This window comes from Pantoea sp. E956-1 (genome assembly GCF_982223955.1).
The window spans coordinates 1-479 of sequence record NZ_CEUYZP010000046.1 but is presented as its reverse complement, the minus strand read 5'-3'; the positions used below and the strand labels follow the sequence as shown (position 1 = coordinate 479).

Annotated in this window: 2 protein-coding genes; one reads left to right on the top strand and one right to left on the bottom strand. The window is 55.9% G+C overall.

Translation table 11 applies throughout. The features are described 5' to 3' along the window. Positions 1–212: chlorhexidine efflux transporter (locus AC0T7J_RS25170; RefSeq protein WP_473798450.1), on the bottom strand; the 212-nt coding region annotated here is incomplete at its 3' end. An 89-nt stretch (positions 213–301) separates the two neighbouring features. Here AC0T7J_RS25170 and AC0T7J_RS25165 point away from each other — a divergent pair. Then, a partial coding sequence (locus tag AC0T7J_RS25165) for a LysR family transcriptional regulator (protein WP_473798453.1) occupies positions 302–479 on the top strand: 178 nt, incomplete at its 3' end.

Here is a 479-nt window from a genome sequence, read left to right as displayed (position 1 = left end):
AGATTCATCCGCGCCAATGCACGGTCGAAAAAACGGTTGAACACCACGTTCCACGCCAGCGCCAACAGCGCGATCAACATGGTCACCGCGCCCATGTCGAGCAACGGCTTTTGCATGATCCAGGCGAGCAGCGGCGTACAGATCAGGATCGCGAGAAACTCGAAACCAACCGCTTGGAAAACACGTTCGGTAATGGACTTGTGGGCAGTCATGGGCTGACTCCTTGTTTGACGATGGTTGCCATGATCCAACTTAATACCGATACTTCATAACCAATAACCATCGATCAAGGCGATAGTTCATGGCTTCGCAGGAAGTGCTGTTGGCATTTGTGCAGGCAGCGACGCAGGGCTCATTTTCCGCAGCGGCGCGCAAACTGGGGCGCAGTCAGTCAACCATCAGCGCCGCGGTCGCCAGTCTCGAGATTGATCTGGATTTGCAGCTGTTCGACCGCAGCAGCCGCAAGCCCACGCTCACCC